The 14378-nt window shown below is 63.7% G+C and carries 15 protein-coding genes; 11 read left to right on the forward strand and 4 right to left on the reverse strand.

Annotated elements, in window-relative coordinates:
* On the reverse strand, window positions 1-96 hold a 96-nt coding region (locus tag IVB32_RS17095; RefSeq protein WP_247410834.1), incomplete at its 3' end, for a type II toxin-antitoxin system prevent-host-death family antitoxin.
* Between the two features lie 48 nt (window positions 97-144).
* On the opposite strand from IVB32_RS17095, the gene IVB32_RS17100 reads away from it, so the two are divergent.
* From IVB32_RS17100 to IVB32_RS17130, 7 genes are all read left to right on the forward strand, one after another.
* Complete coding sequence (locus IVB32_RS17100) at window positions 145-396, forward strand: hypothetical protein (protein WP_247371752.1); 252 nt, start codon at window positions 145-147, stop codon at window positions 394-396.
* A gap of 50 nt (window positions 397-446) precedes the next feature.
* On the forward strand, window positions 447-1838 hold the full coding sequence (locus IVB32_RS17105) for an MFS transporter (protein WP_018457605.1): 1392 nt from the start codon (window positions 447-449) through the stop codon (window positions 1836-1838).
* A gap of 123 nt (window positions 1839-1961) precedes the next feature.
* Entirely contained in the window at window positions 1962-2789 is an 828-nt protein-coding gene (locus IVB32_RS17110) for a 3-keto-5-aminohexanoate cleavage protein (RefSeq protein WP_247371755.1), read from the forward strand.
* Between the two features lie 135 nt (window positions 2790-2924).
* The gene (locus IVB32_RS17115) at window positions 2925-4130 is read left to right on the forward strand and encodes an MFS transporter (RefSeq protein WP_247371757.1); all 1206 of its coding nucleotides are present in this window, start codon (window positions 2925-2927) and stop codon (window positions 4128-4130) included.
* Between the two features lie 169 nt (window positions 4131-4299).
* Window positions 4300-5529 carry a CaiB/BaiF CoA-transferase family protein gene (locus tag IVB32_RS17120; RefSeq protein ID WP_247410776.1) on the forward strand — a complete coding sequence of 410 codons (1230 nt, stop codon included), beginning with the start codon at window positions 4300-4302 and terminating at the stop codon, window positions 5527-5529.
* A 189-nt stretch (window positions 5530-5718) separates the two neighbouring features.
* On the forward strand, window positions 5719-5934 hold the full coding sequence (locus IVB32_RS17125) for a hypothetical protein (RefSeq protein WP_018457601.1): 216 nt from the start codon (window positions 5719-5721) through the stop codon (window positions 5932-5934).
* A 108-nt stretch (window positions 5935-6042) separates the two neighbouring features.
* Window positions 6043-6435, forward strand: a complete 393-nt coding sequence (locus tag IVB32_RS17130; protein WP_247371962.1) for a RidA family protein — start codon at window positions 6043-6045, stop codon at window positions 6433-6435.
* Between the two features lie 3 nt (window positions 6436-6438).
* Here the strand turns inward: IVB32_RS17130 and IVB32_RS17135 are convergent, their stop codons facing one another.
* Window positions 6439-7101: a TetR/AcrR family transcriptional regulator gene (locus tag IVB32_RS17135; RefSeq protein WP_085351267.1), complete on the reverse strand. Its 663-nt coding sequence runs from the start codon at window positions 7099-7101 to the stop codon at window positions 6439-6441.
* Between the two features lie 222 nt (window positions 7102-7323).
* Between IVB32_RS17135 and IVB32_RS17140 the strand changes: the two genes are divergently transcribed.
* From IVB32_RS17140 to IVB32_RS17150, 3 genes are all read left to right on the forward strand, one after another.
* Window positions 7324-8559 (forward strand): acyl-CoA dehydrogenase family protein, encoded by a 1236-nt coding sequence (locus tag IVB32_RS17140; RefSeq protein ID WP_007611657.1) that lies wholly within the window; start codon window positions 7324-7326, stop codon window positions 8557-8559.
* Window positions 8560-8691: 132 nt separating this feature from the next.
* A complete protein-coding gene (locus IVB32_RS17145; RefSeq protein ID WP_085351268.1) occupies window positions 8692-9750 on the forward strand; it encodes a phosphotransferase family protein in 1059 nt (352 codons plus the stop codon).
* 89 nt (window positions 9751-9839) lie between these two features.
* The gene (locus IVB32_RS17150) at window positions 9840-10466 is read left to right on the forward strand and encodes a LysE family translocator (protein WP_247410777.1); all 627 of its coding nucleotides are present in this window, start codon (window positions 9840-9842) and stop codon (window positions 10464-10466) included.
* A gap of 201 nt (window positions 10467-10667) precedes the next feature.
* Here IVB32_RS17150 and argE read toward each other — a convergent pair whose 3' ends face one another.
* Entirely contained in the window at window positions 10668-11840 is a 1173-nt protein-coding gene (gene argE, locus IVB32_RS17155) for an acetylornithine deacetylase (RefSeq protein ID WP_247410778.1), read from the reverse strand.
* Window positions 11841-12827: 987 nt separating this feature from the next.
* A complete protein-coding gene (locus IVB32_RS17160; RefSeq protein ID WP_018456438.1) occupies window positions 12828-13613 on the reverse strand; it encodes an SDR family oxidoreductase in 786 nt (261 codons plus the stop codon).
* 134 nt (window positions 13614-13747) lie between these two features.
* Between IVB32_RS17160 and IVB32_RS17165 the strand changes: the two genes are divergently transcribed.
* A partial coding sequence (locus IVB32_RS17165) for a histidine phosphatase family protein (RefSeq protein ID WP_247410779.1) occupies window positions 13748-14378 on the forward strand: 631 nt, incomplete at its 3' end.

Consider the following 14378-nt stretch of genomic DNA (forward strand, 5'->3'; position numbering starts at 1 on the left):
ATGCCCATGCCGCGTCAGGATCACCTCGTCGCCGGCCTCTGCGCGGCGGACAAGATCGGTCAATTGTCCTTTTGCGTCGGTAACGGAGACCCGCATCTCATTGTCCTTCCTCAATTTTCATAAAATGGACCATGCGATGGTCCAATGTCAACCGCCTCCCACCCCGCCATCGCCGGACGCGATCTCGCGGTTGATCTCGGCATGAGCCTGCCGGCGGTGTTCGCCGGACCTCCGCGCCCAGGCTCGCCAAGTAACATCATGTTAGGTTTGTCGAATAACTGGGTAATTGTGTTAGCCCGGCGAAAGCTTATCGTCGCCACCAAGCAGACACCCATCGGCAATGACAAGCGCTCGCGAAACTCCGCAGAGCGGCCGGAGAGTGCTGCCCAATTTTGAGCGAAGCCCGTCAACGGGACGTCAGCAAAACCCAAGGGAGGAATCTTGAGATGACCGCGATCCATCAGATGAGTCAGTCCAGGAAAGCCGCTGCCAGCGGCTGGATCGGGTCGGCTCTCGAATATTATGACTTCTTCATCTACGCGACCGCCGCGTCACTGATTTTCCCGCAAATCTTCTTCCCGTCGGAGAATCCCACCGTCGCGATCGTCGCCTCGTTGGCGACCTATGGCGTCGGGTATGTGGCCCGGCCGATTGGCGCGTTCGTCCTCGGGCACTGGGGCGACACCCATGGCCGCAAGACGGTTCTCATCATCTGCATGTTCCTGATGGGCATCTCGACGATGGCCGTGGGTATCCTGCCGACCTACCAGCAGGTTGGCATCCTGGCGCCAATTCTGCTCGTCATTCTGCGCCTCGTGCAGGGATTTGCCGTTGCCGGCGAAATCTCGGGCGCAAGCTCGATGATCCTGGAGCACGCGCCGTTCGGCCGGCGGGGCTTCTATGCCAGCTTCGCCCTTCAGGGGGTGCAGGCCGGACAGATCCTCGCCGCAGCAATCTTCCTGCCGTTGGCGGCCTATATGCCGACCGAGGCCTTCAACAGCTGGGGCTGGCGGATTCCCTTCCTGCTCAGCTTCTTCGTCATCGTCGCGGGCTACATCATTCGTCGCGAAGTCGACGAGACCCCTGCTTTTGCCCGCGAGGGCGAACGGGGAGAAACGCCGCGCGCGCCCATCGTCCAGGCCATCAAGCTGAGCTGGCGCGACATGCTCAGGGTCATCTGCATGGCGCTGATGAATGTCATTCCTGTCGTTGCGACCATCTTCGGCGCGGCCTATGCGGTGCAGCCGGCCTACGGGATCGGTTTTGCCAAGGACGTCTATCTCTGGATCCCCGTGCTCGGAAACATGCTGGCCGTGTTCGTCATTCCCTTCGTCGGCAATCTCTCCGACAAGGTCGGCCGCAAGCCCCCGATCATCGTCGGCGCGCTTCTCTCCGGCTTGCTCGCCTTTTGCTATCTCTATGCCATCAGCATCAGGAATGTGCCGCTGGCAATATTGGTGTCGCTCTTGATGTGGGGCGTAGTCTATCAGGGCTACAACGCGATCTTCCCGAGCTTTTACCCGGAGCTGTTTCCGACCCGCACCCGCGTCTCGGCGATGGCGATATCGCAGAACATCGGAACCACCATCACCGCATTGCTGCCCGCCCTGTTTGCGACCGTCGCGCCTCCCGGCTCGACCAACATTCCGTTGACGGTGGGGGCGATTGCCTTCGCTATCACGGTCATCGCCGCGCTGGCCGCCCTGACCGCGCGGGAAACCTATCGGATCAGGATCGACGATCTCGGCAATCCCAATGCCGTTCCAATGCTGCGGGCAGATTATGACCGTCAGCGCGCCGGCGATGCGGTGAGCGGGGCTGCCACGGTTCGGACCTGACGGGTATGGTAGAGGCAACTGCCGCCGCGATCGATGATGTTCGCGGCGGCAGGGCCTCACTGCATAGTCAGGCCGCCGATTCGAATTTGGTGCGCGCGAGCGCGATCATCATGAGGTTGCAGAATGAACCCCGTCGTCATTGCCGTCGCAATCACCGGCTCCGTTCCGCGCAAGAAGGACAATCCCGCGGTCCCGATTCTGCCGTCCGAACAGATCGAGTCGACGCACCAGGCCTTCGAAGCCGGTGCCACGCTCGCCCATATCCATGTTCGCAACGATGACGAGACGCCGTCCTCCGATCCCGAGCGTTTCGCCCTGGTGCAGGCGGGGATCAAGAAGCACTGTCCTGACATGATCGTTCAGTTCTCGACCGGAGGGCGGGGCCGCGATCCCTCGGCGCGCGGATCGTCGCTCTACCTGAAGCCGGACATGGCCTCGCTCTCCACCGGTTCTGTGAACTTTCCGACCATCGTCTACGAGAACAGCGCCGCGCTGGTCGAGACCCTCGCCACCGGGATGAAGGCGAATGGCATCCGGCCGGAAATCGAGATCTTCGATTTGTCGCATCTGCATGGCGCCCGCCGCCTGATCGAGGCGGGGCTGATCGACCAGCGTCCGCACGTGCAGTTCGTCATGGGCGTCAAGAACGCCATGCCCGCGGACGAGCATGTCCTCGACATCTTGCTGGGAGAGCTCAGGCGGCTGATCCCGAAGGCGACATGGACGGCAGCGGGGATCGGACGCCACCAGGCCGAGGTCATGGGCTGGGCGCTCGCGCGGGGCGCCGATGCGGTCCGCACCGGCCTCGAGGACAATATCAGGATCGACAAGGCGCGCCTCGCGGCCAGCAACGCCGAACTCGTGGCCATCGCCGGTGAGGCTGTCGCGCGTCACGGCCGGCGCGTGGCGACTGCGGCCGAGGCGCGATCCCTGCTCGGGCTCGCGGGGTAGGGCGCTCCTGCCGCCACCTGACATGCTCCCGGCCGCCTGCTGCCATTCGACGGCCGGCGTTTCCCTGCGCTAAGTCCGGGGGTAAGACAGGTGTCACAGGCGTGATCGGCGCCTGCCGGGCAGGCGACGATTGGAATGCGGTTCTTGAAATCTGACAGCAGGCTCATCGGGGTCCTGCTGGTGCTTGCGGTCTCCCAGCTTGTCGGGTGGGGTACGATAGGTCTTCCCGCCATCGTCGGACGCGATCTCGCGGCCGATCTCGGCATGAGCCTGCCGGCGGTGTTCGCCGGGACGTCCATCCTCTATGTGTCGATGGGGCTATGCGCGCCCTGGCTCGCCAGGTCGTTTGCGCGGCACGGCGCACGAAAGGTCATGATCTCAGGCACGGTCCTCACCGTGCCGGGCTTCATCCTGCTGTCCCTCGCGCGCGAGCCGATGCTGTATTTCGCGGCCTGGATCGTCCTTGGCATCGCCGGCAGCGCCACGCTTTCGACCGGCGCCTATATCATGCTGAACGAGGTCGCCGGGCGGCAGGCCAAGAATGCCATCGGCGCGCTGATGCTGGTGACGGGCCTGTCGAGCAGCATCTTCTGGCCGACGACGTCGTTCCTCAGCGGTTTGCTCGGCTGGCGCGGGACGTGCCTCGTCTATGCAGCCATGATGGTCGTCATCAACCTTCCGCTCTATGCATTCTTTGCACCGCGCCGGAAAATCGTCGGTGATCGTGGCGGCGAGCCGGTGAAATCTTCGCCGCCGCCTACGATTCCCAGGAGCACCTTCAGCCTCGTCGTTGCCGCGATCACGCTGAATGCCTTCGTCAATTTTGGCATCGGCGCCATCATGATCGAGTTGCTCCGGGCGGAGGGGCTTCCCCCGGCGCAGGCGCTTGCGTTTGGCTCGATGCTGGGCGTGATCCAGGTCAGCGCCCGCGGACTCGATTTTCTCGGCGGAGGGCGGTGGGATGGAATCACGACCGGGCTCGTCGCCGGCACGGCGCTGCCGATCGCCATGCTGCTGCTGATGACGAGCGAGGGCGCGACCTGGGCGGTTGCGGCCTTCATCCTGCTCTACGGCGCCGGCAGCGGCGCGATGGCGGTGGCGCGGGCAACGATCCCGCTCGTGTTCTACGATCAGACCGAGTTCGCCAAGGCGATGTCGATGATCGCGTTGCCGCTCAATCTCGCCTCCGCGGTCTCGCCGCCGCTCCTTGTCGGCCTGCTCACCCAGTTCGGCAGCCGCGGCGCGCTCGGTCTCACCTTCGTCTGCTCCTGCGCCACGGTGCTGATCCTGGTCCTGCTCGGCCGCCGCCGGCCGCAGGTGGCTGCAGCGGCTGCAGCCTGAGAATATTCGCCATGCGGAAATTCACCGCGCGGTGACCTGCGCCGGGCGGGCTGGGGGATGGCCGTATGCCCACAGTGCAGTGCTCGGATCGCCAAAATAGTGTATCCGCAGGAAGCGCGGCCTGCGATCTCGCCGCCGCGCCAAGATCCAGTTCCCGGAGGAATTCGACATGTCGGCCCTGCCGCTCTCAGGCATCAAGATCCTTGACCTCACCCGCGTGCTTGCCGGGCCTCTGTCGGCCCAGATGCTGGGCGATTTGGGCGCGGAGGTTATCAAGATCGAGCGGCCGGGCACCGGTGACGACGCGCGCGCCTTCGGCCCGCCTTACCTGACTGACCCCGAGGGCAAGGCCAACAACAACAATTCATTCTACCTCTGCGCCAACCGCAACAAGAAGTCGGTCACGGTCAACATCGCCAAGCCCGAGGGGCAGGCGATTATCCGCGAGCTCGCCAAGGATGTCGACGTCTTCATGGAGAACTACAAGGTCGGCGATCTCAAGCGCTACGGCCTCGACTACGAGACCATCAAGGCGATCAATCCCGGCATTATCTACTGCTCGGTGACCGGCTTCGGCCAGACCGGCCCCTATGCGCCGCGCGCCGGCTACGACGCCATCCTGCAGGCGATGGGCGGCCTGATGAGCGTCACCGGCCATATCGACGGCGAGCCCGGCGAGGGCCCGATGAAGGTCGGCCCGTCGATCGTCGACTACATGACCGGCATGAACACCTCGATCGGGATTCTCTCGGCGCTCTATCATCGCGACGCCAATGATGGCGTGGGGCAGCATATCGACGTCTGCCTGTTCGACACCGTCATCGCGTCGTTGTCGCACTGGCTGCAGATCTACCTCGTCAACGGCAAGACGCCGCCGCGCCGCGGCACCTGGGGCAATGGCGGCATGCCGGCCGGCGTGTTCCGCTGCACCGACGGCGAGCTGATGCTGGTGGTCGGCAATGACGGCCAGTTCCAGCGCACCTGCGCCGTGCTCGGCGCGCCCGAACTCGCGAGCGACAAGCGTTTCGTCAGGAACAACGACCGCGTCCTGCACGGCAAGGAGATCATGGCGATCTTCGCCGGCCTGTTCCTGAAGCAGCCGGTGGCCTATTGGCTGGACAGATTGGAGGAGGCCGGCGTGCCCTCCGGCCCGATCAACAATTTCGAGCAGGTGTTTTCCGATCCGCACGTCCAGTCGCGCGGCATGCGGGTGAAGGTCGATCATCCCTTCCAGCCCGATCTCTCGCTGATCCGCAACGCGCTGACGCTCTCGGAAACCCCGATCAAGGATTACCGCGCCCCGCCGCTGCTCGGTGAGCACACCCAGGAGGTGCTCGCCGGCAAGCTCGGCTACGATGCCGGCAAGATCGAGGCGCTGAAGCAGCAGGGGATTATCTAGCTTCGGCGAAGCGGCGCGCGCGGTTTGGCCTGATCGCCACTGGATAAAAAGGGACGTCAACATGACGCTCCTGCGGCCTTGCGCGAACCTTGCGGGCAATCCCCAGATAATTCCGGTCCGTACTCACACAGGCTTCCGCTCCGCGCGCGACTCAGATTCGATCGGTCCACTCAGTCCGGGAGGGAACGCATGTCCTACACGATCGGGTTTCAGGCCAAGAACCAGAAGGCAATTCTGGCGACCGAGGCGGCAACGGCCAACCAGGCCGTCGCGATCATTGCCGCGTTGCGGCAAAGCGCCGACGAAATAAAGTTCATCCGCTCGCCGCAGGAAGGCGACATGGGCATCGAGATGCTGCTGCTGCTCGCCAAGGAAGAGGCCGAGGAGATGCCGCAGCACGCCTAGGCGGCTCGGCGACCAAACTTCGATCAGAAGCGAAGCATGACGGCTGCAACATGCTGTAGCAAGCCGTCATCTCGCTTGGACCGAAGGTGGCCGCCCATGAATCTCGAAATGAAACGCGAAGCGCTCCGCGTCGAACCGATCTCGACTTTCCTCGATCGTCGGCAGGCGCCGGTCTCGCCGGTCACGCGCGCCGGCAACATGATCTTCGTCGCCGGCCTGCCGCCATTCGACCCCGAGACGGGCGAGATCGCGGACGTGCCGATCGAACGGCAGAGCGAGCTGATCATGGAGCAGATCAAGCTGTGCCTTGAGACGGCGGGCGCGAGCCTCGACAACGTCATGAAGTGCAACGTCTACTGCACCTCGACCAAGCACTTCGCCGCGTTCAACAACGTCTATGCGCGCTATTTCCCGCACGATCCGCCGGCGCGGATCTTCGTCTGTACGCCGGAATGGTTCGGCCCCTTCGACGTCGAGATCGACTGCATCGCGATGATGTGAAGGTTAGCGCGCCGCCACTTTTGACGGCGCCTTCGCCTCCGTCCGTCCCGCCGTCAGCGCCATCGTCGCCACGCTGACGACGCGCGCGACCACGTCCTCGACATCGTCGAGGTCGCATTTGCCCTCCGACAGTTTCGTCAGCCGCTCGCTCTCGCGGATGGTATGGTGCGCCATGGCGAGCGCGAAGTTCAGGCCCCAGTAAATATCGACGTCGCTGCGGTCGGGCAGGGACCTTCGCATCGCGCCGGCGAATTTGCGCAAATGGTCGATCTCGCGATTCTTGATGCGGCGGATCGGCGGCACGGATTCGATCGAAGCGCGGATCATGAAGCGCGCCGCGCTCGAGCGCTGGTTCTCGGGACCGAGGCAGCCGCGCAGCGTCGGGCCGACCAAGGCATGCAGGATTACCTCGATCGGCGCGCGGCCGCCGCCTTGTTCTTCCGCCGCCTTCAATTCGCGCAGACGCTCGCGATTGGTGGCGATCGAGCGTGTCACGAACAGCTCCGCGATCAACTCGTCCTTCGAGCCGAAATGATAGTTCACCGCCGCGAGGTTGACATTGGCCTCAGCGACGATGTCGCGCAACGTCACGTCGCCGAACCCGCGATCGGCATAGAGCCGTTCGGCGGCGGCGAGAATGGCAGTCCGGGTATGATCGCTGGCCATGGGAGCCCCTCGGGGAGGGAGTTGCAATTCAAACAGTTGTATGAAACTATCGTTTGAAGGCCGGGAAAGTCAATCCGCAATCGGGACTCGTTCGCAAACGCGCGAATGGGTTCCGGAGCATCCGCAAGCCGCGCATTCGCACTTGCGGGTCGCACAATGCGGGTGGACAGTCCGGCGCAAAACAAGTTCGCCAAACGAGTTGGCAAAGACGAGGAGCGTCCCATGGATTTCGATCTGTCGCCGAAGCAGAAGGAATGGCTCGACCGCGTGCAGTCCTTCATGGCCAAGCACGTGCGCCCGGCGGTGCCGGTCTATGATGAGCAGGATCGCAGCGGCGAACGCTGGAAGGTGATCCCGGTGCTCGAGGATCTCAAGAAGAAGGCGAAAGCCGAAGGCCTCTGGAACATGTTCATGCCGCCCAACGAGCATGAGGACGACGAATTCCGCGGCGCGGGACTGACCAATCTCGAATACGCGCTGCTCTCCGAGCAGATGGGCCACATCTCCTGGGCTTCGGAAGTCTTCAATTGTTCCGCGCCCGACACCGGCAACATGGAAGTATTCATGCGCTACGGCTCCAAGGAGCAGAAGCGCAAATGGCTGCGTCCGCTGATGGACGGCGAAATCCGCTCCGCCTTCCTGATGACGGAGCCGGCCGTGGCCTCGTCTGACGCCACCAACATCGAGACCAGCATTGTGCGCGACGGCGACCACTACGTCATCAACGGCCGCAAATGGTGGTCGTCCGGCGTCGGCGATCCCCGCTGCAAGATCGCGATCCTGATGGGCAAGACCGACTTCAAGGCGGCCAAGCACCAGCAGCAGTCGCAGATCCTGGTTCCGCTCGACACCCCCGGCATCAAGGTCGAGAAGATGCTGCCCGTGTTCGGCTTCGACGACGCGCCGCACGGCCACGCCCAGGTGCTGCTCGAGAACGTGCGGGTGCCGAAGGAGAACATCCTGCTCGGCGAAGGCCGCGGCTTCGAGATCGCGCAGGGCCGCCTCGGTCCCGGCCGTATCCATCACTGCATGCGCACCATCGGCAAGGCCGAGGAGGCGCTGGAGAAAATGGTGAAGCGGCTTACCTCGCGCACTGCCTTCGGCAAGCGGATCGTCGAGCATTCGGTGTGGGAGCAGCGCATCGGCGAGGCCCGCACCAACATCGAGATGACGCGGTTGTTGTGCCTCAAGGCCGCCGACATGATGGACAAGGTCGGCAACAAGACCGCGCAGGCCGAGATCGCCATGATCAAGGTCGCAGCCCCCAACATGGCGCTGAAGATCATCGACGAGGCGATCCAGGCCTTCGGCGGTGCAGGCGTCTCGGACGAAGCCGGCCTCGCCAAGGACTACGCCCACATCCGCACGCTCCGTCTCGCCGACGGCCCGGACGAGGTGCACAATCGCGCCATTGCCAGGCTCGAGGTTCGGAAGTATGCAAACTCTTCCAGTCATTAAGCGGGAGAGCACGCTGGCGCTCCCGATTTGAAGAAATGACAGGGCATGATCCGTGATCGGATGACCGCTTGACGCAAGTGCGCTGGGGGTTACCGATTAGGATCATGTTCGGACTGAAGAGGGAGCGTCATCGTGGCTGACGGCGTCAGGAAAGACGAAGAGTTCTCGGGCACCAAACCGGTCGAGGAGCGTCATCGCATCGACGAGATGCGGCTCGAAGCCTGGCTGCGCGAGAACGTCGAGGGTTATGAGGGACCGCTGGTCGTGCTCCAGTTCAAGGGCGGCCAGTCCAACCCGACCTATCGGCTCGACACGCCGAACCGCTCCTATGTGATGCGCCGAAAACCGTTCGGCAAATTGTTGCCGTCGGCGCACGCGGTCGATCGCGAATATCGCGTGATCGCGGCGCTGGGAAAGCAGGGCTTTCCGGTCGCGAAGGCCTATGCGCTGTGCCAGGACGACAGCATCATCGGTTCGGCCTTCTACATCATGTCGATGGAAGACGGCCGGGTGTTCTGGGATCCGACGCTGCCGAGCCAGACGCGGGATGATCGTCGAAAGATCTTCACCAGCAAGATCGAGACGCTGGCAAAACTCCACATGTTCGATCCCGTCGCGATCGGTCTTGGCGACTTCGGCAAACCCGGCAACTACTTTGCCCGGCAGATCGACCGCTGGACCAAGCAGTACCGCGCGTCCGAGACCCAGACCATTCCGGAGTTCGAGAAGGTCGCCGAATGGTTGCCGAAGACCGTGCCGGAGCAGGCGCGCGTCTCGATCGTCCACGGCGACTATCGCCTCGACAACATGATTTTCCACGCGACGGAACCACGCGTGCAGGCCGTGCTCGATTGGGAATTGTCGACGCTCGGCGATCCCATGGCCGACTTCACCTATCTGCTGATGCAGTGGGTCATGCCCGGCCTGGACGGCGCCGACCTCAAGGCGCTCAACATCCCGAGCGTGGAGGAGGCCGCGCAGATCTATTGCAACGTCACCAAGATGACGGTGCCTGACCTCAACTGGTATTTCGCCTACAACCTGTTCCGTCTCGCCGGCATCACGCAAGGCATCGCCGGCCGGGTCCGCGACGGCACCGCGGCGAATGCCAAGGCGCTGGAGTCAGCCAAGCGCACCGTTCCGCTGTCGAAGGCGTCTTGGGAGTACGCGCAGAAGGCGGGCGCGGTTTAAGGAATCCGAAGGCGCGGCTGACGGCCGCGCCTTTGCTTGCGTTCCTCTCGTGTCTGGACACGGGACAGAATGACGAGAGAGATGCCCGCATGATCGATCACACCACCCTCATCACCTACATCCTCATCGTCCTCGGCTTCGTCTTCATTCCCGGACCGGCGACACTCCTCACCATGGCGCGCGCCGCGAGCTCGGGGACCAGGGTCGGCATCGCGACGGGCGCGGGAATTGCGGCCGGTGACGTGGTCCACACCACCATGGCAATCATCGGCCTCTCTGCGATCATCGCAACGTCGGCGCTCCTGTTCAGCGTCGTCAAATACGCGGGCGCGGGCTTTCTGATCTATCTCGGCATTCGCGCCATGCTCGACAAGACGCCGCTCGAGGTGAATGGCGGCGCGCCCGCGATCAGCGCAGTACGGGCATTCCGGCAGGCCGTGCTGACCGAGGTGCTGAATCCGAAGACCGCGCTGTTCTTCCTCGCGTTCCTGCCGCAGTTCGTCCGGCCCGAGCATGGTTCGACGACGCTGCAGCTCGCGCTGCTCGGTGCTGTGTTCGTGTTGCTCGGCCTCCTTAGCACGGTGGTGTTCGCCGTCGGCGCCGGCCGTCTCGGCAATTTGCTACGCCGCCATCCAGCCGTCGTGAAATGGCAGGGCAAGGTGGTCGGGACCATCTACTGCGCCGTCGGCGTGCGGCTGGCTTTGCAGGAGCGATGAGGCGCACCGCTCATTCGTAGCCCGGATGAGCGCAGCGATATCCGGGACAGCGGCCCCGCATGTCGCCGCTATGCTCATGCGGACTACGGGTCTCTCCAGACGCTCGTCATTGCGAGCGAAGCGAAGCAATCCAGAATCTTCGCACGGTGGCAGTCTGGATTGCTTCGTCGCAAGAGCTCCTCGCAATGACGCGGAAACACCTTACCCCTTCACGCAATGCGCGATCAGCTTCTCCACGAAGTCTGCGCATTTCTCCAGCTCCGCCATCTCCACGAACTCGTCCGGCGTATGCGCCTGCGCGATCGACCCGGGCCCGATCACCACTGACGGGATATCGGTCATGCTGGCGAACAGGCTCGCCTCGGTGCCGAAGGCGACCTTGGCGTGGTCGTTGCGCCCCGCGAGGCTCTTGGCCAGCGTGACGATGGTGGCGTCGGCGGCGGTGTCGAGGGCGGGATAATCGAGGATCTCTTCGAAGTCGATGCCGCACTCCGGGTGTTGCGCCCTCATCGCCGGCTCGATCTCGGTCTTGGCCCAGGCGACGATCGCATCCGTCACCTCCCTGGATTCGGTTATGCCGATGCCGCGGCATTCGAAATCCACCGTGCAGGTATCGGGCACGATGTTGAGCGCGGCGCCGCCATGCACTATGCTGGTGAGCAGCGTCGAGTGAGGGACATCGTAGAGGCTGTTCGTTGCTTTCGTGCTTGCGAGTTGCAACGCGCGGCGGCGGATTTCGACGATCAGCTCGGCGGCGTATTCGATCGCGTTGACGCCCTCGGGCGCGATCGAGGAGTGGCGGGCGAGGCCCTGGAACGTGGCGCGCACGCCGTGCTTGCCCTTGTGGCCGATGATGACCTTCATCTCGGTCGGCTCGCCGATGAAGGCGCCGAGCGGCTTGATCCGTTTCTTCGCGACCTCGCGCAGCATCGGCCGCACGCCGACGCAACCGATCTCCTCGTCATAGGAGATGGCGAGATGAATCGGCGTTGTCAGCTTCGCCTCCAGCATCTCCGGCACCATGGCAAGGCACACCGCGACGAATCCCTTCATGTCGGTGGTGCCGCGGCCGTAAAGCTTGCCGTCGCGCTCGATCAGCTTGAAGGGATCGTGGCTCCAGTCCTGGCCGACCACGGGCACCACGTCGGTATGTCCCGACAGCACCAGGCCGGGGCGGTCCTCGGGTCCAATGGTGACCCATAGCGCGGCTTTCTGTCCGGTCTCGTCGACGATGCGCTCACTCTTGACGCCGTGTGCGGCGAGATAGCTCTCGATATGCGCGATCAGGGGCAGGTTGGAGCGATCGCTGATCGTGTCGAAGCCGACGAGGTCGGCGAGCAGCTTGCGAATACGGTCGGGTCTTGAGCTTGGCATTGTCACGTTCTTGTCAGGGGGATGGAAGCTGAAGTGCTTGCACGAACCATACCAACGTCGGCTGTGGTAGAGCAAATCAACACAGACCGGTAGCCCGGGTGAGCGAAGCGATACCCGGGACAGCTCGTGGTCGGAATCCCGGATGTCGCTTCGCTCATCCGGGCTACAAGCCCTTGCATTGGCCGACGGGCAAAACACGCGAGCGGCAGGTCAACGCCCGCCGCTGAAAATATTCCACTTTACCGAAATTCGGAAACGGCGTATGTGTCGCCGTAACCCGGCCCAAGGAAGAGGGGCGTATCGCGATCGTCACGAACGCGGGCCGGACAGCGGCGGACGCTGGGCCACACCGGCGCGAATGGTTTCGCAGGGCGGGCAACCGTGAGCGAAGGCGTCGCGCACACGACCGGTGCTGACAGCGTACGGCAAAACCGTGTCGTCCTGACGCCCGGGGTCTGTGCGTCAAGTCTGGTGGTGATGTGGCGGCCCGACCGGGTTCGCGCATGAGCCATCCATGAGGCGACGGGGGCAATAGTGCATCGCTCCCCGGGGAGAGCACGGCATAAGCCGTAAAACCGCTGCGCAGGGAAGGCCGGACGTTTTGGCTTCACCTGTATGCCGCTGTGCAGATTTTTTACTGCAACTTCGCACAGTGGACCGCGGGTGCCAGCCGGCGCCCGGTCTTCCCTGCGCCCTCTTTCATTCGAGGGTGAGGCGATCAAGCAAAGCTCGGGCGAACAAGCCGCGAGAGGGCGAAGGTGTGTCTGCGAACGGGAATGCGAATGGAAGCGCGACCCTGCCACCCACAGACTCCGTCATTGCGAGCACAGCGAAGCAAGGACGCCGCGGAAAGACTCTGGATTGCTTCGCTGTGCTCGCAATGACGATGCTGAAGCAGTTGCGCGCCAAAACTTCTGTCTCGTGCCCCGGACGCAGCGCAGCAGCGTGAGAAAGCTGCAGCGCGTCCGGGACGCGAGAGTGCGTGAACTAAACCGGCTTCCCCGTATACGGCATCGACGCCGTCAGTCCGCCGTCCACCGGGAAGGCCTGGCCATTGACGTACGACGCCTCGTCGCTGGCCAAGAACAGTCCCATCGCGGCGAGCTCGTGCGGCTGGCCGGGGCGCTTGAGCGGATTGAGCTGGCCGATCTTGTCGGCGGTGCCGCGCTCCTTGGCGCGGTCGAAGATCGGCTTGGTCATGCCGGTCTCGATCAGGCCCGGGCACACCGCGTTGATGCGCACACCGGTACCGGTGAGCGAATAAGCGGTGGTCTGCACCAGGGAGATGACGCCGGCCTTGCTCGCGGCATAGGGATGTCCGCTGGCGCCGGCCTTGAGGCCCGCGACGGACGCGGTGAGCACGATCGCGCCGGACTGCTGCTTCACCATGTGCGGCATCGCATGCTTCACCGCGAGAAACGGCCCGATCAGGTTGATGCGCAAGACTTCCTGCCATTGCTCGACGGTCTGCTCGCCGAGCGGAACGAGTCCGCCGGAGACGCCGGCATTGGCCCAGATCACGTCGAGCCGGCCGTGCGTCTTCACCGCCTTGTCGATCACGGCCATGACGTCCTTTTCGGAGCCCGCATCCGCCATCATGGCTTCCGCGACACCGCCGGCCTTCTTCACCTCGTCGACCGTCTCCTTCACCGCCTCGCTGCGATCGACCGCGATCAGCTTGGCGCCTTCCCTGGTGAACAGCAGCGCGGCCGCGCGGCCGATGCCGCTGCCGGCACCGGTGATGATGACGGATTTGCCTTGCAGACGGCCCATGCGATTTCTCCCTTTGGTTCGCACGCGACGCTTGCCGCGCGACGGAATTTCAAACAAGATTTCAAACGGTAAAGTGTCTTGAGACACGTTCGCTACTGACGTACAGCGACATCAGACGGGATGGAAGGGTTTCGATGGCAGGTGCAGACAAGCCCAAAGTGGTCACGACACGCTGGTGGTGGGTCCGTCACGCGCCCGTGCGCAATGACGGTGGCAACATCTACGGTCAGTCCGATCTCGCCTGCGACACCAGCGATGCCTACGTCTTCAATGCTGTTGCCAAGGTGCTGCCACGCAAGGCGGTCTGGCATTCGAGCAATCTGATGCGCACCCATCAGACCGCCGAAGCGATCTGGGCGGCCGGATTCCCGAGGCCTGCATCGATGAAATGGGAGGCGGACCTCGCCGAACAAAACCTCGGCCGTTGGCAGGGCATGAACCGCGCCGAGTTCATCGCCAGCCGTCCCGTCGGCTCGAGCTGGTTTGCCGACATCAACGAGCCTGCACCCGGCGGCGAAAGCTTCATGGACCTCTACAACCGCACCCGCCGCACCATCGAGCGGATCAACAATGAGGCCGCCGGGCAGGACGTGATCGCGGTCGCACATGGCGGCACCATCAAGGCAGCGCTGGGGCTGGCGCTCGACAATCAGCCGGAGCGAGGGCTCGCGTTCGATATCGACAATTGCTCTGTGACGCGGCTCGACTATTTCGCAAGCCCCGAACGCAATGTCTGGCGGCTGCCGATGGTGAACCAGCAGCCGT

This window comes from Bradyrhizobium sp. 23 (genome assembly GCF_023073295.1).
GTDB lineage: Bacteria > Pseudomonadota > Alphaproteobacteria > Rhizobiales > Xanthobacteraceae > Bradyrhizobium > Bradyrhizobium canariense_D.

What these genes read in the sequence shown, in the direction of transcription:
- IVB32_RS17130 (WP_247371962.1), top strand. Translation starts at nt 6,043, where the DNA reads ATGAAACGCGAAGCGCTCCGCGTCGAACCGATCTCGACTTTCCTCGAT.
- IVB32_RS17160 (WP_018456438.1), bottom strand. Translation starts at nt 13,613, where the DNA reads ATGGGCCGTCTGCAAGGCAAATCCGTCATCATCACCGGTGCCGGCAGC.
- IVB32_RS17105 (WP_018457605.1), top strand. Translation starts at nt 447, where the DNA reads ATGACCGCGATCCATCAGATGAGTCAGTCCAGGAAAGCCGCTGCCAGC.
- IVB32_RS17100 (WP_247371752.1), top strand. Translation starts at nt 145, where the DNA reads ATGTCAACCGCCTCCCACCCCGCCATCGCCGGACGCGATCTCGCGGTT.
- IVB32_RS17150 (WP_247410777.1), top strand. Translation starts at nt 9,840, where the DNA reads ATGATCGATCACACCACCCTCATCACCTACATCCTCATCGTCCTCGGC.
- IVB32_RS17115 (WP_247371757.1), top strand. Translation starts at nt 2,925, where the DNA reads ATGCGGTTCTTGAAATCTGACAGCAGGCTCATCGGGGTCCTGCTGGTG.
- argE (WP_247410778.1), bottom strand. Translation starts at nt 11,840, where the DNA reads ATGCCAAGCTCAAGACCCGACCGTATTCGCAAGCTGCTCGCCGACCTC.
- IVB32_RS17140 (WP_007611657.1), top strand. Translation starts at nt 7,324, where the DNA reads ATGGATTTCGATCTGTCGCCGAAGCAGAAGGAATGGCTCGACCGCGTG.
- IVB32_RS17120 (WP_247410776.1), top strand. Translation starts at nt 4,300, where the DNA reads ATGTCGGCCCTGCCGCTCTCAGGCATCAAGATCCTTGACCTCACCCGC.
- IVB32_RS17110 (WP_247371755.1), top strand. Translation starts at nt 1,962, where the DNA reads ATGAACCCCGTCGTCATTGCCGTCGCAATCACCGGCTCCGTTCCGCGC.
- IVB32_RS17135 (WP_085351267.1), bottom strand. Translation starts at nt 7,101, where the DNA reads ATGGCCAGCGATCATACCCGGACTGCCATTCTCGCCGCCGCCGAACGG.
- IVB32_RS17125 (WP_018457601.1), top strand. Translation starts at nt 5,719, where the DNA reads ATGTCCTACACGATCGGGTTTCAGGCCAAGAACCAGAAGGCAATTCTG.